General features: G+C 71.7%; 13 protein-coding genes. 6 read left to right on the forward strand and 7 right to left on the reverse strand.

Annotation, left to right across the window (positions count from 1 at the left end; all coding sequences use genetic code 11):
- Window positions 1-104 precede the first annotated feature (104 nt).
- Entirely contained in the window at window positions 105-1670 is a 1566-nt protein-coding gene (locus ABH920_RS27370; RefSeq protein WP_370352012.1) for a response regulator transcription factor, read from the forward strand.
- On the opposite strand, the gene ABH920_RS27375 is transcribed toward ABH920_RS27370, so the two are convergent.
- Complete coding sequence (locus tag ABH920_RS27375; RefSeq protein WP_370352013.1) at window positions 1631-4012, reverse strand: BTAD domain-containing putative transcriptional regulator; 2382 nt, start codon at window positions 4010-4012, stop codon at window positions 1631-1633. The two genes, ABH920_RS27370 and ABH920_RS27375, sit on opposite strands and share 40 nt — an antisense overlap.
- Window positions 4013-4151: 139 nt before the next feature.
- Here ABH920_RS27375 and ABH920_RS27380 point away from each other — a divergent pair, with 139 nt between their 5' ends.
- The gene (locus tag ABH920_RS27380; protein WP_370352014.1) at window positions 4152-5417 is read left to right on the forward strand and encodes a flavin-dependent oxidoreductase; all 1266 of its coding nucleotides are present in this window, start codon (window positions 4152-4154) and stop codon (window positions 5415-5417) included.
- Window positions 5418-5429: 12 nt separating this feature from the next.
- Here the strand turns inward: ABH920_RS27380 and ABH920_RS27385 are convergent, their stop codons facing one another.
- Together ABH920_RS27385 and ABH920_RS27390 are read right to left on the reverse strand one after the other, a co-directional pair.
- Window positions 5430-7196 carry an MFS transporter gene (locus tag ABH920_RS27385; RefSeq protein WP_370352015.1) on the reverse strand — a complete coding sequence of 589 codons (1767 nt, stop codon included), beginning with the start codon at window positions 7194-7196 and terminating at the stop codon, window positions 5430-5432.
- Window positions 7181-7738 carry a MarR family winged helix-turn-helix transcriptional regulator gene (locus ABH920_RS27390; protein WP_370352016.1) on the reverse strand — a complete coding sequence of 186 codons (558 nt, stop codon included), beginning with the start codon at window positions 7736-7738 and terminating at the stop codon, window positions 7181-7183. Before ABH920_RS27390 ends, ABH920_RS27385 begins: the two co-directional genes overlap by 16 nt.
- Window positions 7739-7870: 132 nt before the next feature.
- Between ABH920_RS27390 and ABH920_RS27395 the strand changes: the two genes are divergently transcribed.
- Window positions 7871-9571 (forward strand): MFS transporter, encoded by a 1701-nt coding sequence (locus ABH920_RS27395; protein WP_370352017.1) that lies wholly within the window; start codon window positions 7871-7873, stop codon window positions 9569-9571.
- Between the two features lie 40 nt (window positions 9572-9611).
- Here the strand turns inward: ABH920_RS27395 and ABH920_RS27400 are convergent, their stop codons facing one another.
- Together ABH920_RS27400 and ABH920_RS27405 are read right to left on the reverse strand one after the other, a co-directional pair.
- Window positions 9612-10832 carry a ricin-type beta-trefoil lectin domain protein gene (locus ABH920_RS27400; RefSeq protein WP_370352018.1) on the reverse strand — a complete coding sequence of 407 codons (1221 nt, stop codon included), beginning with the start codon at window positions 10830-10832 and terminating at the stop codon, window positions 9612-9614.
- 186 nt (window positions 10833-11018) lie between these two features.
- A complete protein-coding gene (locus tag ABH920_RS27405; RefSeq protein ID WP_370352019.1) occupies window positions 11019-11618 on the reverse strand; it encodes a TetR/AcrR family transcriptional regulator C-terminal ligand-binding domain-containing protein in 600 nt (199 codons plus the stop codon).
- A 95-nt stretch (window positions 11619-11713) separates the two neighbouring features.
- On the opposite strand from ABH920_RS27405, the gene ABH920_RS27410 reads away from it, so the two are divergent.
- A complete protein-coding gene (locus ABH920_RS27410) occupies window positions 11714-12421 on the forward strand; it encodes an O-methyltransferase (RefSeq protein WP_370352020.1) in 708 nt (235 codons plus the stop codon).
- Here the strand turns inward: ABH920_RS27410 and ABH920_RS27415 are convergent.
- Window positions 12405-13202 carry a helix-turn-helix domain-containing protein gene (locus tag ABH920_RS27415; RefSeq protein WP_370352021.1) on the reverse strand — a complete coding sequence of 266 codons (798 nt, stop codon included), beginning with the start codon at window positions 13200-13202 and terminating at the stop codon, window positions 12405-12407. The genes ABH920_RS27410 and ABH920_RS27415 overlap by 17 nt on opposite strands.
- Window positions 13203-13265: 63 nt before the next feature.
- Between ABH920_RS27415 and ABH920_RS27420 the strand changes: the two genes are divergently transcribed.
- Window positions 13266-14084: an SDR family oxidoreductase gene (locus ABH920_RS27420; RefSeq protein WP_370352022.1), complete on the forward strand. Its 819-nt coding sequence runs from the start codon at window positions 13266-13268 to the stop codon at window positions 14082-14084.
- 48 nt (window positions 14085-14132) lie between these two features.
- Here the strand turns inward: ABH920_RS27420 and ABH920_RS27425 are convergent, their stop codons facing one another.
- Complete coding sequence (locus ABH920_RS27425) at window positions 14133-17045, reverse strand: RICIN domain-containing protein (protein WP_370352024.1); 2913 nt, start codon at window positions 17043-17045, stop codon at window positions 14133-14135.
- A gap of 296 nt (window positions 17046-17341) precedes the next feature.
- On the opposite strand from ABH920_RS27425, the gene ABH920_RS27430 reads away from it, so the two are divergent.
- Window positions 17342-18454, forward strand: coding sequence for an ABC transporter substrate-binding protein (locus ABH920_RS27430; protein WP_370352025.1), 1113 nt, complete (start codon window positions 17342-17344; stop codon window positions 18452-18454).
- Window positions 18455-18504: the final 50 nt, after the last annotated feature.

Genomic DNA, 18504 nt, shown 5'->3' on the forward strand with positions numbered 1-18504 from the left:
TGGTCATCAGGGCCAGTCATCGAGGTCGGTCACTCGACGGTAACTCGATGCGAACCGGGTCTCCCTACCGTGGCCGTGCACAAGGCCGACGTAGGGAGAACCGCATGATCACGGAGCCGGTGGCCGGCCCGCACGACCCCGCCGAGCGCGAGGCCGACCGGAGCCGGCCGGGCCGCTCCGAGGCGCTGCTGGTCAGGGCTCGGCGAGCCACGTTCGCCACCCGCGTCCGCTGCGCCGACGACGAACCCCGGGCCCTGATCGCCCTCGCCGGGGAGCTCGCCGCCGACGGTGAGCGGGACGCCGCGCTGGACCTGCTCCTCGCGGCCTGCACGCGGCAGTGGATGTCCGGAAACGATTCCGGTCACGCGTTCGGTTGGCGCGTGGCGGCCGCGACAGCCGTGAACATGACCGGAGCCGCGCCCGAAGACCGCCGAGCCCGCGCCGTCGCCGCCTTCGCCGACCCGCGCACCGCGTCGCCGAACCGGGGCTGGAACGCAGAGCTCGAATTCAGCCGGGACCCGGACGTGTTCGCGGCGGCGGCGCTGGAAGCCCTGGCCCGCGCGGACGTCTCGCGGGCCGCGATCCTGCTCGACATCGCCGTCCCCGAAGCCCGGCGTGCCGGCCGCATCGGACGGCTGACGCACCTGTGCACCCTGCGGTCCCGGGCCGCGATCGTGCTCGGCGACTGGCACGCGGCCGCGAAGGCCGCCGAGGAGGCGTGCGTCGCCGCGGTGTGCTCGGCCCAGCCCTGGTGGCTGGCCCACGCGACGGCGGCCGCGGCGGTGGCGCACGCCGCGACCGGGGACGCCGAGCGGGCCTGGCGGCTCGCCGCCGAGGCGGAGGTGCGGGCCGGATCCACGGTGCGGGAGACCGCGCAGCTGGCGCGGGCGGTGGCGCTGTCGGGCACCGGGCAGTACGCCGAGGCCCGGCACGTGCTGGTGCCGCTGCTGCGGCAGATCCGGGCCGACGCCGGCCGGTGGGAGGCGGCCATCGTCGAGGGCTACCTTGCCGAGGCGGCTGTCTACGCGAAGGGGATCCCGGCCGCGCTGACCGAGGCGCTGGCGCTGGCGCCGGCGCAGACGTCGGCCGCGACCCCGAACAACGGCGACTGCGACGGCGAAGGCACCTGGTCCGTGACCGCACCGGTGACGGCGAACCGCCTTTACGCCCGAGCACTGCTGGCCGGAGACGACACCGCGCAGGGCGCCTACGAGCACGCTCGCGAGGCGGCGGCCGGGTCCTCGCCCTGGCTGGCCGCCCGGGTCGACCTGGCGCACGGCATGTGGCTGCGCCGACAGCGCCGCATCGCCGAAGCCCGCCCGATCCTGCAGACCGCGGCGCACATGTTCGACTCGCTCGGCGCCGTCGCCTGGGCCGAACGTGCGCGCGGCGAGCTTCGGGCCTCCGGTTCGGCGGCACAGATTCCTGAGTCGCCGTCGCTCCCGTCCTCGTCGGTGCCCCCGCTGCTGACATCCCGGGAGCAGCAGATCATGCTGCTGGTCGCGGAGGGCCTGACGAACCGCGAGATCGGCCGGCGGATGTTCCTGTCGCCGCGGACGATCGGCTCGCACCTGTACCGGATCTTCCCCAAGCTCGGGATCACCTCGCGCGCGCAACTCGCGGTGCGGGCTCAGGAACTGCTGGCGCCGGAGGCCGTGGGCAGAGGCTGACGTTCCGCCGAACCGAACTCGCCTCGGCGGGTTTTGATGACGGCGACCGCGCGCTCGGACTCGGCGGTCAGTGCGGGGTCGCCGAGGCGGCCGGCGGCGGCCAGGCCGGCCAGGATGTAGGGCTCGATGTCGGCGACAGTGTCCACGCTCAGCGCCATCGGCCGCCAGTCCAGGACGATGCGCGCCACGACGGTGTCCATGCCGTAGCCGTCGGCTATGTCCACGATGCGCCGCAACACGATGTGCTCGCGTTCGTACCATTCCGTCGCCTCCGGGATGCCCGCCGGAGCTTCCGGGACGATGCCTTCGGCCGGCGGGGGGAGCGTGCCGATCGGCGGCCGGCCGAACACCGCGTAGGCGTTCGCCGTCGAGTGCGTGTAGTGCCAGGCCAGCCGTTCGAACGCGTCCCGTTGCTCGTCCGGGGCGCACAGCTCCGCGCCGAACGCGCGCAGCAGGTCGTGCAGCGCGTAGCGCTCGGGCGCCGGCTCCTCCAGCAGGTTCGCGGCGCGCAGCGTCGCCAGCCCGCGGCGGACCGCGTGCTCGTCGGAGCCGGTCATGCTGACGGTCGCCGGGACGCTGATCTCCGGGCCCGGATGGGCCGCGAGCTGGCGGAAGAGCTTCGCCACCGGCTCCGGCAGCGCCTCGTACGACCAGGAGAAGGCGGCCCGCACGTCGACGCCGTCGCCGTCGGTGGTGAACGCGTGCAGCGTGGAGGCGGCGCGCTCCAGCTGGTCGGCGGTGACCGAGAGCGGGAAGTCGTTGTGCGCGGCCCGGGCGGCCACGACGGCGAGCGCCAGTGGCAGCCCCGCGCACGCCTCGATGATCCGGTCGGTCGCCGCCGGATCGGCCTCGACCCGTTCGGCCCCCAGCCGGCCCGCCAGCGTCTGCCGGGCCTGATCCGGCGGCATCGGACGCAGCGGAACGGGGCGCGCGCCGTAGCGCGTGATCAGGCCGCTGAGCTGCGTGCGGCTGGTGACCAGCGCCGCGCATCCCGGCGCGCTGGGTAACAGCGGTTCGAGCTGTTCGCTGTCGCTGGCGTTGTCCAGGACGACGAGCAGCCGCCGCCCGGCCACCAGGCTCCGGAACCGTCCGGTGCGCGCTTCGACGTCGTCGGGCAGCCCGGCGGCGGAGACGCCGAGCGCCTCCAGGAACCCGGCCAGCGCTTCACGAGGGGTCACGACCATCCCGGCCGGATCGAAGCCGCGCAGGTTGACGTACAGCTGACCGTCGGGGAACTCGCCGGCCACCTCGTGCGCGCACCGGATGGCCAGGCACGTCTTGCCGACGCCGGCCATGCCGCTGATCACCGTGACCGGGACCGCGGCCACGGGGCTGCGGCCGGGGCGCAGGCTCGCGATGACGGCCGCCTCTTCGGCTTCGCGGCCGACGAAGCCGCGGGCCAGCATGGGGAGCTGCGCGGGGCGGGGGACGGGGGCGGTGTGGCCGCTGGTGGTGACGTTTTCGCGGCCGGCGTCGCTGTCGGTGCCGGTGCCCGCGTCGGTGCCGGTGTCGGCGATCGTGCTCGACAAGTCGTCGGCGGTCCGGGACTCATGATCGGCGCTGGTGGTGAGACCGGTGCCTTCGCTCCGCGCGTCGGCATCGAGAATGCCCTGGTAGGCATCCCGCAACACCGGACTCGGATCGATCCCCAACTCCGCCGCCAACCGATCCCGCACCGCCCCGAACACCGCCAGCGCCTCCGCGTGCCGCCCGGCCGCGGTCAGCAGGCGGATGAGCGCGGCGTGCACCGGCTCGTCCAGCTGGTGGCAGCCGGCGATCCGCCGGACCGCGGGCACCAGCGCCGTCGCCGCGCCGTGCCGGAGCGCCGCATCAGCTGCTTCGGCCGCCGCCGCCACGACCTCACCGTCGATCGCGACCACCCGCGGATGTCCGCCCAGGGCTGGCACTCCCGCCGCGATCTCGCCCTGCACGACCTCCAGTGCCCGCGTCCAGCGCTCGGCCGCCAGCGGCGACCGCTCGGCGCGGGCTTGCGCCGTCCGCTCCCGGAAGACGCTGAGGTCCAGATCGGCCTCCTCGACGCCGACGCGGTAGGCGTCGCCGATCCGGAACAGGAAGCGGCCGGTGGCGCGGACCGGCAGGTCGGGTTCGAGGATCCGCCGCAGCGCCCCGACGTAGCGGTGCACCAGGTTCACGGCGCTCGACGACGGCTCGGCGCCCCACAGCGTGTCGATGATCTCGCCGAGCCCCACCGGGCGCCCGGCGGCGACCAACAGCAGGCCCAGCAGCGCGCGCTGTTGAGGCGGACCGAGCGGGACGTCGGCGTCGTCGCGCAGCACCCGCACGCCGCCGAACACTCCGAACCGCACTCGGGAATCCGCCACCGGCCCATCATGCGGTGCCGAGGAGTGGATCTGCTAATTCCGCGCCAGCCGTCGCAACCTGTGCGCGCCTCGGTACGTTCTCCGATGGGAATGATCGCCATCGGTCATGATCGAGTGACCGGGAGCACGAGGGGGCATTGTGAGGATTCTGATCGTCGGCGCCGGCATCGCGGGGCTGAGTACGGCGCTGAGCCTGCACGACGCCGGGCTGGGCAGCGAGATCACAATTATCGACGCGGTCGCCGAGCTGCGGCCGCTCGGCGTCGGCATCAACCTGCTGCCGCACGCCACGCGCGAGCTGATCGAGCTGGGCCTGGGGCCGGAGCTGGCGCGGATGGCGGTGCCGACGGCGGAAGTGGTCACGATGGACGCGCTCGGCAACCGGATCTGGTCCGAGCCGCGCGGGGTCGGGGCGGGCTACGACTGGCCGCAGTACTCGGTGCACCGGGGCGAGTTGCAGGCGGTGCTGCTGGCCGCGGTGCGCGAGCGGCTCGGGCCGGAGTGCGTACGGACCGCCACCACGCTGGCCGAGTTGCAGCAGGACGGCGACTGCGTGGTCAGCCGGCTGGTCGGACGGGACGGCGAGGACCTGGGGACGTTCGAGTCGGACGTCGTGATCGGCGCCGACGGACTGCACTCGGCGGTGCGTGCGCAGCTGCATCCCGAGGAGGGGCCGGCGCGCTGGAGCGGCATCACGATGTGGCGCGGGTGCGCCGAGGGCGAGCCGTTCCTCACCGGCCGGTCGATGATGTGGGGCGGGAGCAACCGGACCGCGAAGTTCGTCGCGTACCCGATCTCCCCGCCGCGCGAGAACGGACGTGTCCTGATCAACTGGGTCGCCGAGGTGCGGGTCGAGCCCGCCGCCGGGCGCGCGCCGGACTGGAACCGCACCGGCCGGCTGGCCGACGTCCTGCCGCACTATCAGGGCTGGAAGCTGGCCGGCGTGGACGTGTGCGGGCTGATGGCCGCCAGCCCGAGGATCCTGGAGTACCCGATGGTGGACCGGGACCCGCTGCCGTTCTGGGGCACCGGCCGGGTCACGCTCGCCGGGGACGCGGCGCACCCGATGTACCCGATCGGCTCCAACGGCGGGTCGCAGGCCATTCTGGACGCGCGCCACCTGGCGTACCAGCTGGCGCACCACGCCGACGACCCGGCCGCGGGGCTGGCCGCGTACGAGGCCGTGCGGCTTCCCGCGACGGCGAAGATCGTGCGGACGAACCGGTCCTTCCCGATGGACCGGATCCTCGACCTGGTCGCCGACCGGGCTCCGCGGGGGTTCGCCGCGATCGAGGACGTGCTGAGCGCGGCGGAGATGGCCGAGATCACCACGGCGTTCCGGAGCACGACGGGGACCGACGCGGAGGAGCTGAACGCGCGCGCGTCGCTTTCGGTGGGACCCTGATCCCTATGCTCCCTATGCCACCCCGGCCGGCTGTGGCGCCTCGACCGCCACCGGCCGGGTGAACTCCCGCAGCTGCGGCGTCTTGACGACGATCACCGCGAGCGCCGCCAGGCACAGCACGCCGCCGCTGACCAGCGCCACCTGTCCGGACGTCGCGGCGGCGGTGAGCCCGGCGCGCAGGTTGCCGAGCTCGGGCCCGGCCTGGCCGGCGATCTGCTCGGCGGCGGCGACCCGGCCCAGCATCTCGTTGGGGGTGTTGAGCTGGACGACGGTGCTGCGCGAGACCACCGCCAGGGTGTCGGCGGCGCCCGCGACGGCCAGGCAGGCCAGACCGAGCCAGGCGTTGGAGACCAGGCCGAGCATGAGCAGGGCCGCGGCCCAGACCGTCGAGCCGAGCAGCATCACCGCGCCGGGGCGCGGCAGGCGCGTGAACGTGCCGGAGAAGACGGACGCGACGACGCCGCCGACCGCGATCGCGGTCAGGAACAGGCCGAGCGTGCGCGGGTTGTTGCCGAAGCGCTCCGCGTTGAGGAGCGGGAAGAGGCTGATGGGCATCGTGAGGACGGTCGTGGCGAGGTCGGTGAGCAGCGCGCCGCGGACCGGCGCGGCGTGCATGAGGTAGCTGAGGCCGTCGGCCACGCCCTGCAGGCCCGGACGCGGCGCCTGCTCGGAGCGCATCGCCAGGCGCGGCAGCCGGAAGGCGCCGTAGAGCGCGACGGCGAAGGACAGCGTGTCGATGAGATAGCAGGTCCCGACGCCCGCCACCCCGACCACCAGCCCACCGAGCGCCGGCCCGACCATCATCGACCCCTGGAACGAGATCCGGTTCAGCGCGATGGCGGAGCCCATGTGCTCGGTACGCACCAGGTGCGGCAGGAACGTGCGCGCGGTCGGCCCCGCTCCGGCCCCGAACACTGACTGCCCCGCAACGATGAAGAGCACGGCCAAGACGGGGAACGTCCCGAGCAGAGCCTGCGTGGCGAGCAGCGCTGAGCACGCCCCCTGACCCACAGTGCACGCCATGAAGTAGCGACGCCGATCAAGCCGATCGGCCAACGCCCCCGCGAACAACCCGAACGCGATGAGCGGCACAGCCTGCGCGAGCCCGATGGCCCCGGTCCACGCGGCACTGTTGGTGGAGTGCCAGATCTGGAAGAGCACGGCGACGGTGGTCATCTGCCCGCCGAAGCTGGAGCACAGGCTGCTCAGCCAGAGCCGCCGAAACGCCGGCGACTCGCGCAGTGGCGCGGTGTCGGCGAGCATCGCGGTGAGGCGGCGGGCGCGGCTGCCGGGGCCGGGGCTCGGCTGGGATTCGGGGCGGGGAGGCTCGGCCGGCTCGCTACTACTTCGCGCTGAGCCGGAGTCATGCTGCGGTTCGGGCGGCGAGCTGTTCTGTGTGGTGCCGTGGTCGTGCTGTGGTTCGGGCGGCAGGCTGTGCTGTGCGGTGCCGGAGTCGTGATGCGGCTCGGGCGGCGAGTTGCGCTGTGTGGTGCCGTGGTCGTGTTGCGGTTCGGGCGGCGAGCTGCGCTGTGTGGTGCCGTGGTCGTGCTGCGGCTCGGGCGGCAGGCTGCTCTGAGCGGTGCCGCGGTCATGCTGCGGCTGCGCAGGGCTGATGTGCGGGGCGCCGGATTCTTCCTGCAGCTCGATGTGCGGCGAGTCTGGCGGCTGGCTGCTGCTCGCGGAGGCGCGGGCGTCGTGCGGTGCGGTGGGCTGTGCGGCGTTGGTGTCTTGCCGCGCCGCGTCCCGCCGGCGCCCCGGCCACCCTATTCGCCGCGCCATGCCGGGTCCTCCCTCAGTCGCTCCGTGATCCGGTCGCGGAAGCTCTTGCGCGCCAGCGCCTGCTCCACGTCGGCGACCGCCTTGCTGATCGGGTACGGGATCTCCGTCTCCAGCTCGGCCAGGGCCGCTTCGGTGGCGCGCCACTCCGCGGCGAGGCGGGGGGCCAGGCGGCGGGATTTGGCGGTCAGGGTCACGCGCTTGGTGCGGGCGTCGGGGCCGGGGGTGGTGCGGACGAGGCCGGCGGTGCGCATGGCGGCGACCTTCTGGCTCAGGGCCGAGTGGGTGCGGCCCACGGATTCGGCCAGTTCGGTGATGGTCATCGGGCCGTGGAGGTGCAGGCGGAGGAGTTCCATCACCCACGTCGGCTTCACGCCCTCGATGGCGGCGTCGGCGTAGACCTGCGCGATCGAGGCGTCGATGTCCGCGGTCAGCAGGTGCAGCGGACGCCACAGGCTGGCGCCGGTCGGGTCCTCGAAGGCCTGGTCGGCGGCCTGGTCGGCGGCGCGCGCGACCGGCTGCCCGGCAGCTTGATCATCCGTCATGCCGCAATCGTAACAGCACTTCTATAAGCACTGTTGGAATTATTCGGGCACCCGGTCGTCCGCGTGGCGTCATGCCGAGTAGTCAACTGATCACTATCTTGAGGGAAAGAAGTGAGAAAGGTGGCCGGCCCGGTGCCCATCGGAGCAGACGCCCCGCCCGCAGCCCCGCCCGCCGCCCGGACCGCCGGCGCCCCGCGCGGCCGGTCGGTGGTCTGGGCCGCGGCGCTGATGTCGCTCGTGCTCGCCGCGATCTGGGCCCGCTACCTGGCCGGTGTCGGCGGCGACCTGGCCGCCCAGTGGTCCTGGGCCGACTTCGCCGCCAAGTACCCCGGCTCGGCCTACGACCTGGCCTGGTACGGCGGCATCCACCCCGCCTCCTACAGCCTGCTCGCCCCGTTCCTGATGGCCGCCGTCGGCGTCCGCGCCGCCGGCGTCCTGTCGGTCGTGGTGTCGGCGGTCCTGCTCGCCCACATCCTTACCCGCGCCGGCCTGCGCTGGCCGCTGCCGGTGGCGCTGTGGGGCACCTTCGCGCTCTGGTGCGACCTGGCAGCCGGCCGTGTCACCTTCGCCATCGGGCTGATGTTCGGCCTGGCCGCGATCGCCGCCGCCGGGAACGACCGCACGCCCGGCTGGGGCCGCGTCGCGCTCGCCGCCGCCCTGTCCTTCCTGGCCGTCTGCGCCAGCCCGCTGGCCGGCTTGTTCGTCGAGGTCGCGGCCGCCGCCCTGCTGCTCACCGGACGCGTCCGGGCCGGCATCGCGCTCGGCGTGCCCGGACCGGCCGTCGTCCTGCTGACCAGCCTGCTGTTCCCGTTCGGCGGCGTGGACCCGGTCGGCGGCTCGACGATCATGGTCACCGCCGGCTGCGCCGTCGCCGCCGCCCTGCTGGTCCCCGGCGGCCCCGACGCCGCGCCGGTCTGGCGCGTGGTGCGCATCGGCGCCCTGCTCTACGCCGCCGGCGCCGGCCTGACCCTGCTGATCGACACGCCGCTGGGCAGCAACGTCGAACGCCTCGCGCTGATCTTCGGCAGCGTCGTCTTCCTCGCCGCACTCTGCGCCCGGGGCGACGTCCCCTGGCCGAAGCTCCCGCGCCCGAGCCTGACCTGGCTGCGCACCGGCGCCCTGGTCGTCGCCTTCGCCATCGCCGGCTTCTGGACCGTCAGCAGCGACATCGTCGGCATCCCGATGCCGTCCTCCAAGGCCCAGGGCGCCGGCCTGGTCGCGGAGCTCCAGAGCCTGCACGTCGAAGCCACCGGCGCCCGCGTCGAAGCCGTCCCGATGCAGAACCACTGGGAATCCTGGGGCCTGACCGGCGTCGCCGAACTCGCCCGCGGCTGGAACCGCCAGGCCGACGTGCAACGCAACGCCCTGTTCTACGACGGCACGCTCACCGGCACCGCCTACTACGACTGGCTCCAGAAATGGGCCGTCGGCTACGTCGCCGTCCCCACGCTGCCCGCCTCCGAGCTGGACTACTCGGCGCGCGCCGAAGCCGTCCTGATCGCCACCCACCCCGCCTGGCTCCAGCAGGTCTGGCAGGACTCCTCCTGGCGGCTGCTGAAGTTCACCGACGCCGTCGCCCTGGCCTCGCCGCCCGCGACGATCGTCGCCACCGACGCCGCGCACGTCGTCCTCGACGTGCCGCAGAACCCGGAAGGGGTGGTGACCACGACGGTCCGCGTCCAGTGGTCCCCGTGGCTGCGCGTCGACGGACCGGCAGGCGCCTGCCTGGTCCGCGACGGCGACTGGACGCAGCTGGAAGTCGCCGCCCCCGGCCGCTACACGATCGACAGCGACTACTCGCTCCCGCGCGGATCGGGCTGCCGGCGGCCGTAGCGGCACGACCGTCGGCAGCGGCGAATCAGGCCTCAGAGACTCACGGAATCGCCCACCGCTGCGCATTGGTCCCGTTGCACGTGTAGATCTGCAACTGCGTCCCCGTGGTCGTCGTGGAACCGGGATCGTCCAGGCACTTCCCGGACTGCGGGTTGACCAGCGACCCGTTCGCCCCGTTCTGCCACTGCTGCGACCCGGTCCCGTTGCAGTCCCACGCCTGCACCTTCGTCCCGTCGGTCGTCCCGCCCTGATTCACGTCCAGGCACCGGCCCAGCACCGTCAGCGTCCCGTCGGAGTTCACCGTCCAGCGCTGCGCGCCGGTCCCGTTGCAGCTCCAGATCTGCACCTTCGTGCCGTTCGTCCGCGCCGACTGGTTGTCGTCCACGCACAGCCCGGACGACACGCCCGACGTGATCTGCCCCGTCGGCCCGACCGAGCTGGACTGCGCACAGCCGCCGATCGCGTTGCTCCACAACGGCTGCACCGCGTAGCCGCCGTTCGACGTGTTCAGCACCGACAGGTTCTGCCACGCGCACTTGTCGCCGATCTCCGAGCCGCCGCTGTCCAGCCACGCGTTGATCAGCGGGTCGGTGATGCTCTCGGCCATCTCGTGGCCCTCGACGATGCTGACCCCGTCCAGCGGGCCCTGCACGGAGTTCGCGCCGCACGAACCGCCGGCGTCGGTCATGTACGGCAGGTCGGTGTACGTCGTGTTCGCCAGCGCGGAGACGGCGCCGTGGTACGCGCACCACTGCGTCCCGAAGCCCGACGTGCTGTGCCCGGTCGGCGTCGCCACGACCACCTGCACGTTCACCGACGTCCCGGTCCCGAAGTGGTTGGCCGCGCGCACGGCCTCGGCCTGGATCTGCGCGTCGGTGGGGGAGGAGGGCACGCTCGCGGAGTCCGACCACGTCCCGGCCAGCAGCCCGGACTGCCAGCCGCCGCCGTACTGCTGGACCGTGGCCAGCCACGAGGTCCCGCCGACCGAGGACAGGAAGTTGTTCAGATACCCCTGCTCCCCGCTCGGGTCGGACGTCCAGCCCCAGTAGACGACGTAGACCTTCGGCGTGTCCTGCACCGGTCCGTGGTTGTCGACGAGGTTCGCCGACGAGGCGGCCGGCGCCGCGTGCGGGGTGCGGGGCTTGAGCAGGTGGGGGCCGCTCGGGTGGGCGGCGGTGGCGTCGGCGGCCGGTGCCACTGCGACCCCCAGAAGAGTCACCAGGGCCACGGCGGCAGCGCCGAGCGCACGTCTGTAGGACACGATCCTGTCTCCCTTTCACAGTTGCGAATACGAGCACTGGTTCAGGCGAGCTGGTGGCCGTGCGTGGGAACGTTCACATGCGGGAGGGTACGAGGAGGATTGTCGGAACCGGCCGGACGCTTGTCAACGGTCGGTGAAGCAAAGCTTTGATTCAGGGTTCCGATGCGCCGCCGAGCGCAAGCCCGCTCAGCTGCCGCCGTACCCCTTGACGAAGTGCTCGACCAGCCCCTCGACGAACCGGTCGTCGACCGGATCGCCGGTCATCAGGATCCGGTGGTACAGCGGCCCGACCAGCAGGTCGACCGCGGTGGCGACGTCCAGATCCGCGGGCAGCTCGCCGCGGGCGATCGCGCGGTCCAGCGGCACCCGGTCGCGCTGGCGCTGCTCGTCGAGGTAGTGCGTGCGCAGCTTCTCGGCGAAGACGGCGTCGTGCTGTGCGTGGCCGATCAGAGCTTTGAAGACGGCCCCCGCGTCCTCGCCGGTCAGGAAGCCCGCCAGCTGCCGCAGATGCCCGCGCAGGTCCTCGGCCAGGGTATCGTGCTCCTGGGGGGCCAGGTCGCGGGCGGCGTCCTCCAGGAACGTGTCCAGCAGGATGTCCGTCTTGGAGCCCCACCAGCGGTAGATCGTCTGCTTGGCGACGCCGGCGGCGGCCGCGACGCCCTCGATCGTGACGCCCGCGAAGCCCTTCTCCACCAGCAGGTCGTCGGCCGCCTGGAGTACCGCCTGCCGGGCGTCCTCGCTGCGTCCGTGCCGGTTGCCGTGGTGCTGTGCCGGCAAGCGTGCCACCTCCTCGACGTGCCGTGCCGTGTCCCGATCGGGAAAGGACAGGATAGGGCCCGATGTCCTAGACAAGACGCAACGTTGCGTCTACTCTACAGCACATGACCTCGACCAGCACCCTCAGCACCCTGCGCGACCCGCGCGTCTCCGAAGTCCTCCGGCGCATGTTCGCCGACGCGCAGCTGGACGACGCGGCCTACCAGCGCGCCCTGGCCGGCCGCCCCGACGGCTTCGACCCCACCGACCACCAGGAGCGCGCGGACGCCTGGTCGGAGATCTACATGCCGATCTCCGCCGACGCCGGGCGCCTGCTCTACACCCTCGTGCGAGCCGTGAAGCCCAGGACGGTGATCGAGTTCGGCATGTCTTTCGGGATCTCCACCCTGCACCTGGCCGCCGCGGTCCGGGACAACGGCGTCGGGCACGTGGTGACCACCGAGATGTCGGCGGCCAAGATCGAGGCCGCGCGGACCACGTTCACGGAGGTCGGCCTGGACGACGTCGTCACCGTGCTCGAAGGCGACGCGCTCCAGACCCTCCCGGAGTATCTGGACGCTGACAACGCAGATGTCGGCGCGGGTGCGGGCGACGGCGTCGACTTCGTCCTCCTCGACGGCTGGAAGGACCTCTACGTCCCCGTCCTGCGCGCCCTCGAACCGCGCCTGAACCGCGGCGCCCTGGTCATCGCCGACGACATCGACATGGCCTCGGTCCGGCCCTACCTGGACTACGTCCGCGACCCGGCCGACGGCTACGAGGGCGTCGCGTTCCCGGTCGAGGACGGCATGGAGATCAGCTGCCGGCTGTGAGCAACCGGGCCAGGGCGTCGGCCGACCGACTTCCCGGCGCGGCCTGGTACACGATGACGACCTGCTGCTCGGCGCCGCCGACGGTCAGCGCTTGCCGCCGTAGCGAGAGCTCTCCGACCTCCGGGTGCGCGAAGCGCTTGAGCTCGTCGCGTGACGGCCGCGCGTCGTGCCGGGCCCACAGCCGTCGGAAGTCCTCGCTCGTCTCCAGCTCGGCGATGAGCCGCCCGGTCGCCGGGTCCCGCAGGTCCGCCTCGGCGCGTAGGGCCGCCACGGTCTGCTCTGCGATCTGCGGCCAATCCGGCAGCAGCTCACGCACTTCCGCGGAGAAGAACACCTCCCGCGCCAGATTCCGCCCCGGCTCGTACATCGAGGCCAGCATCCTGGCCGGCTTGTTGGCGGCCAGCACGTCGAAACGCCGGTTGCGCACGTATGCCGGAGTGTTCGTCCACGCGTCGAGCAGCCGGTGTACGTCCTCGCTGACATTGGGCGCGACCGGCGGCGTGGACTCCGGCGCCGCGAGCGAGAAGAAGTAGGCAGAGGTATCGGCGTCCAGTTCCAGAGCCCGCGCCAGCGCCTGCAAGACCTGCGGCGACGGATGCCGGTCGACGCCCTGCTCCAACCGCGTCAGGTACGGCTCGCTGATCCCGGCCTGCCGGGCCAGCTCGTCGCGTCGCAGCCCCGCGACCCGTCGCGGCCCGGACAGCGCCAGCTCCCGGGCCGACGGCGCGATCCGCGCCCGCCGGGCCTTCACGAACTCTCCCAAGAGGTTGTCGGACGGCATGTCGTGAGGGTAACCCTCCCGGGGTGCTGGTTGCAGCTCCGCGATCACCGCAGGGTTGAAGACATGAACACGACGACGAAGACCTGGTTCATCACCGGAGCATCCCGAGGGTTCGGCCGCATCTGGGCCGAGGCCGCCCTCAAGCGCGGCGACCGCGTGGCCGCCACCGCTCGCCGCCTCGAATCCCTGCAACCCCTCGTCGACGCCTACGGCGACGCGGTCCTCCCGCTCGTCCTGGACGTCACCGACCGCGCCGCGGCCGTCGCCGCGGTCCAGCGCGCCGCCGAGGCCTTCGGCCGCCTCGACGTGGTCGTCAACAACGCCGGCTACGGCCTGTTCGGCACCGTCGAGGAGGCCACCGAGCAGCAGGCCCGCGAGCAGATCGAGACCAACCTGCTCGGCCCGCTGTGGGTGACGCAGGCCGCGCTGCCGTTCCTGCGCGAGCAGGGCAGCGGCCACATCCTGCAGGTCTCCAGCATCGGCGGGCTCGCCGCCTTCCCCACGCTCGGCCTGTACAACGCCTCCAAGTGGGGCCTGGAGGGGATGAGCGAGGCGCTGGCGCAGGAGGTCGCCCCGCTCGGCATCCACGTCACGATCGTCGAGCCCGGCCCCTACGGCACCGAGTGGTCGACCGGCTCGGCCGTGCACACCGAGCCGATCGCCGCGTACGAACCCGTGCGGGAGGCACGCCGCGCCGGCGCCACGGCCCGCGCGCCGCAGGACCCGCAGGTCACCGCCGACGTCATCCTGGAGCTGGTGGACACCGAGGAGCCGCCGCTGCGGCTGTTCCTCGGCCCGTACCCCTATCCGGTCGTCGAGGCCGTGTACCAGAAGCGGCTGGAGACCTGGGAGGCCTGGCGTCCGCTGGCCACCAAGGCCTGATCCGCGGACCCGTGCCGGTCAGAGGAACGTCCGTCAGAACAACGTCCGTCAGAGGAACCTCCACAGGTGGTCCGCGGTCCCGTTGTCCTCGAACTGCACCACGTTGGCCGAGTCGGCCGTGGACATGCCGTCCACGCCGAGCATCAGTCCGCTGTTCATGTTCTGGATCCGGAACCACGGGCCGCCGCCGGGCCGCAGCCGCCACAGGTGGTCCGAGGTCCCGTTGTCGTCGAACTGCACGACCTGCGCGGAGTCCGCGGTCGACATGTTCGACACGCCCATGACCTTGCCGGAGTTCAGGTTCTGGAGCTTCCACCAGCCGCTGGAGTCGCTGAGGAAGGTCCACCGGTGGTCCGCGGTGCCGTTGTCGTCGTACTGCACGACGTTCACCGAGTCGGCGGTCGACATGTTCGCCACGCCGAGCACCTTGCCGCTGTTCTTGTTGATGATGCGGACCGGGCCGTCGGGGATCAGGGTCCAGAGATGGTCGGCGGTGCCGTTGTCGTCGTACTGGACCACGTTGACCGAGTCGGCGGTGGACATGTTCGCCACGCCGGCCACCTTGTTGCTGTTGACGTTGCGGATGCGCATCCGGCCGTCGCCGTTGTCGATCAGGGTCCAGACATGGTCCAGGGTATTGGTGTTCTCGAACTGCACGACGTTCGCGGAGTTGGCCGTGGACATCCCGTCCACACCGAGGACCAGGCCGCTGTTCGCGTTGCGGATGCGGACGTTGCCGTCGCCGTTGTCGAGCAGCTGCCAGACGTGGTCCGCGGTCCCGTTGTCGTCGAACTGGACCACCTGCGCGCTGTCGTCCCAGGACATGTTCGACACGCCCATGACCTTGTTGCTGTTGGCGTTGAGCAGCCGGACGTAGCCGCCGGCCGGGTTCCAGGCGGCGCCGCCCGAGGCGACGGCCGGGAAGGCGGTGATCCGCAGCCGCGCCGCTCCCATGGGGATGAGCGTGACGTCGGTCGTCCCGGACGCTTGGAACGGCCCGGGCTGGAGCTCGGTCGCGATGTTCTGATCGTCGGCGGTCCAGCCGGTGATCTGTGCGGCCGGTGCGGTGATGCTGACCGGGACGCTCTGCTGCGTGAACGGGTTCGCCGAGACCGAGCCGCTGGTGCCGTTGAACGTCAGGGCACTGGCAGGGTTCGACGCGGGCAGCGCGAGGCCGTAGTTCCAGGCCGTCGTGGCGTGCACTTCGTACTCGGGGAACTCCGAGTCCCCGGCGAACTGGACGTAGTTCTCGCCGATCTGCAGCGAGTAGTCCAGCGCGCCGTTCGACACCGACAAGGCGCCGCCGATCGCGCTCCACGCCGTGACCACCGGTGTGGACGGCAGCTGGATTCGCACCGTGTCGCCGTTGTGCCAGGTGCGGGAGATCGAGGTGTAGGCCGGGCCGGACGGCGCGCTCACGCCCTGGCCGTTCACGGTGATCGACGGCGCCGAGCACCAGCCTGGGACCCGCAGGTACAGCGGGAACGTGGTCGGCCTGGACATCGTCACCGTGAGCGTCACGGTGTCAGTGAACGGATATCCAGTGTCCTCGGTGATGGTGACCGAGGTGCCGCCGGATACGTTTGCGGTGACCGAACAGGGGGCGTACATCGCCGCACACAGTCCGTTGTCCGGAGTGGCGGCCCACAGCTCCTCGGTGAAGTACGGCCAGCCCTGGCCGTAGTTGTGCGGGCAGCAGCGGTACTGGTCCACGCCGGGCATGTAGGCCTGCATCGGCTTGGCGTTGCTGAACTGGCCGTGGCTCGGGGTGTTGTCGGAGATGTCGACGCTGTTCATCGACGTGATGTAGTGCGTGCCCTTGCCCTGCGGGTCCAGGGTCGCGGGCAGCATGTTGAACGCCAGCTGCTCGCAGCGGTCGGCCCACACCGGGTCGCCGGTGATCCGGTTCATCAGCTCGTGGCTGGCCATCAGCTCCACGACGCCGCAGGTCTCGAAGCCCTGCCGGGGGTCGGTGTAGCCGATGCGGCCGTTCTCGTCGCCGGCGAAGCCGCCGCCGGGGAACTGGCCCCAGCGGCCCATGATCGAGGCGTAGTTCTGGTACGAGTTCTGCGTCATGCCGGACTGGCCGGAGCGCAGCGCGTACACCGCCGGCTCGCGGAAGCCCTGGGCCAGGTTGACGTTGTGCGGCGTGGGCAGGTTGTCCAGCCAGTTCGCGCTGTTGCTGTGCATCGTGTCGGCCAGGTCGAGCAGGAAGGCCTCGCCGGTGCGGTTGTAGAGCCAGAACAGCACGTCCAGGCCGTCCGCGACGCGGAACGAGAGCCAGTAGGCGGAGAACACCGAGCCCGGCTGCGTGTGCATGAACCGGCAGAACGCGGTCATGGCGTTCAGGATCATCTGGTCGCCGGTGTACTCCTGGCGGCTGCGCATGGCCTGCAGCAGCGGCAGGTACGGCCAGAAGTCCCCGTAGCCGCCCTGGCTGGTGCGCAGGCCGGTCGGGCCGAAGAAGCCGTCGGAGGCCTGGGTGGCCAGGATGCCGTCGATCCAGGTGGCGGTGTTCGCCTGGACCGTGCCGTCGCCGGTGAGGTAGCCGAGGTCGCCGTAGCCGCGCAGCCAGTACGGGACCTCCTCCCAACCGTTCTGGGACGGGTTGAGCCAGCCGGTCGTGCTCGGGTTCAGGTAGTGGGAGGTGTCCTGGTACTTCCCGCACAGGCCGTCCACCTGCAGCTGGAGCTGGCCGGCCAGCCAGCCGGCGGCGCGGACGGCGCCGGTCGGCAGGCGGAGCAGGGCCGTCGGCGCCAGGGGAGCGGCGTTCGGCGAGTAAAGCCCTCCGCGCGCTGGTGCGATCCGGGCGGTCGCGGCCGAGGCCGAGGCCGTCAGGTAGGGACGGGTGGTCAGCGCGGCCGCAGCGGTGAGGGCGCCGGTGCTCAGCACGGCACGGCGGGACAGCGACATGTCAGGCAGCGGCACGCGGGGCACACGGGGATCTTGGGGCAGGGACATGATGAGGCTCCGGTGGGTAGAGCAGCCCTGATTCAACGATGTAAAGCCTCATTCAGGCACCGGTCGCCGGGTGCGTCAAGACCCTGTGTTGAGGTCCGAGATTCATCGGGTACTGATCGCGACGGTATAACCGCAGCTCCCGTCCGTCATCGAGCCCTGATCGCGGCTTTGCGCGACGAGACAAGAGGGTTGACACACATCCGCCGGACGTGCATGACTAGCGTTACATCGTTGGAATGAACTCCCTCGGTGGCGCACACGCACCATCCCGATTCCCTTGTGACGAGGATGTGAACATGCCTGCCCGCTTGCGTGTAAGGACTCTGACCAGGCCGGTGGCGGCGGCGACGGTCGTCGCGGCCTGCCTGGCCGGCACCGCCGCCTGCGCCAAGTCGGCGCCCAAGGCCGCCGCCTCCGGCGCGACCTCGACCGGGACCGCGGCCCAGCAGGTGGTGGCGACGTCCGCCTCCGGCCCGGGCTGTACGTACCAGAGCTACGGCGGCGGCGTGCCGCAGCTGAACCTGACCGATCCCTCGACGATCGTCGGCTTCTCGCAGTCGGAGTCCACCAGCAACCCGTTCCGCTCCACCGAGACCGACTCGATCACCAGCCAGGCCAAGTCGCTGGGGATCAAGCTGATCCAGCGCAACGCCAACGCCGACGTCAACGCGCAGAACTCGCAGATCGAGGACATGATCGCGCAGGGCGCGAAGGTGCTGATCGTGGCGCCGGAGAACTCCGACGGGCTGGGCCCGGCGCTGGCCGAGGCCAAGGCCAAGAAGATCCCGGTGCTCACCATCGACCGGACGGTCACCGGCACCGCGTGCGGGGACTACATCGCCTTCATCGGCTCGAACTTCTACGGCCAGGCCCAGATCGCCGCCGACGACCTGGCGGCCGCGACCAACAACCAGGCCAAGGTCGCGATCCTGTCCGGCACCCCGGGCAACAACGTCAGCTCCGACCGGACCAGCGGGTTCCAGGACGAGCTCAAGGCCAAGTACCCGGGGCTGACCGTGGTCGCCTCGCAGACCGGCAAGTTCGACCAGACCGACGGCCAGTCGGTGATGGCCCAGATGCTCCAGGCCAACCCGGGCATCAACGCCGTCTACGCCGAGAACGACGAGATGGCCCTCGGCGCGATCCAGGCGATCATCGCCGCGGGCAAGGTCCCGGGCAAGGACATCAAGATCGTCTCGATCGACGGCACCCAGCAGGCCGTCCAGGACGTCGTCTCCGGCTCGATCTACGCCGACGTGGAGACCAACCCGCGCTTCGGCCCGCTGGCGTTCCAGTCCCTGCAGGCCTTCTACGGCAGCACCGGCGTGTCCAGCAAGGTGATCATCAAGGACAGCCACTTCACCCAGGCCAACGCCAAACAGGCGCTCGCCGGCGGGCAGGTCTACTGAGCTGGTGGCCGGGGGTTTGCGACATCTGAGTTCCTGGGTTGACCGAGGGA

It is taken from the genome of Catenulispora sp. EB89 (genome assembly GCF_041261445.1).
Lineage (GTDB): Bacteria > Actinomycetota > Actinomycetes > Streptomycetales > Catenulisporaceae > Catenulispora.

Excerpts from the sequence above, each read along its gene's own strand:
- ABH920_RS27390 (WP_370352016.1), bottom strand. The coding sequence starts at position 7,738 with ATGACGGATGATCAAGCTGCCGGGCAGCCGGTCGCGCGCGCCGCCGAC.
- ABH920_RS27425 (WP_370352024.1), bottom strand. The coding sequence starts at position 17,045 with ATGTCCCTGCCCCAAGATCCCCGTGTGCCCCGCGTGCCGCTGCCTGAC.
- ABH920_RS27430 (WP_370352025.1), top strand. The coding sequence starts at position 17,342 with ATGCCTGCCCGCTTGCGTGTAAGGACTCTGACCAGGCCGGTGGCGGCG.
- ABH920_RS27415 (WP_370352021.1), bottom strand. The coding sequence starts at position 13,202 with ATGCCGTCCGACAACCTCTTGGGAGAGTTCGTGAAGGCCCGGCGGGCG.
- ABH920_RS27420 (WP_370352022.1), top strand. The coding sequence starts at position 13,266 with ATGAACACGACGACGAAGACCTGGTTCATCACCGGAGCATCCCGAGGG.
- ABH920_RS27370 (WP_370352012.1), top strand. The coding sequence starts at position 105 with ATGATCACGGAGCCGGTGGCCGGCCCGCACGACCCCGCCGAGCGCGAG.
- ABH920_RS27410 (WP_370352020.1), top strand. The coding sequence starts at position 11,714 with ATGACCTCGACCAGCACCCTCAGCACCCTGCGCGACCCGCGCGTCTCC.
- ABH920_RS27385 (WP_370352015.1), bottom strand. The coding sequence starts at position 7,196 with ATGGCGCGGCGAATAGGGTGGCCGGGGCGCCGGCGGGACGCGGCGCGG.